The organism is Candidatus Thiosymbion oneisti, from assembly GCF_004359955.1.
In the GTDB taxonomy this organism is placed as follows: Bacteria; Pseudomonadota; Gammaproteobacteria; order Chromatiales; family Chromatiaceae; genus Thiosymbion; species Thiosymbion oneisti.
Genome location: NZ_SMSC01000181.1, coordinates 1 through 319 on the forward strand (window position 1 = coordinate 1; position 319 = coordinate 319).

A 319-nucleotide genomic window follows, 5' to 3' on the forward strand; every position below is an offset into this window, starting at 1 on the left:
GCCGCATCATAAGTTGATAGCGTGTGTCGCGTGGCGGATCGGCGACGGAGCGGTGCTCAAGCTGATGCGTCAGAGGCTAGGGGCACCGCTCATGGAAGAACCGAAGGCTCGGCATCAGCGGCCGCGGAAGGTCAAACGGCGGGTCGGCAGCCCGCAAGGGGGTGTCATGAGCCCGCTGTTAGCCAACCTGTATCTGCACTGGATGGACAACCGCTGCCATGACCGGGAAGGAGCGGCCCAGCGGGTTGGCGCGCGGCTGGTGGGAGATGCCGATGACTTGATCATCTTGGCGCGTCATGCAAGGGAAGTGCCTAGGGGA

The 319-nt window shown here is 63.9% G+C and carries 1 pseudogene; it reads left to right on the forward strand.

The features are described from left to right. Positions 1-91: 91 nt before the first annotated feature. Positions 92-319, forward strand: a pseudogene (locus tag E1958_RS19910) (reverse transcriptase domain-containing protein); the annotation flags it as partial.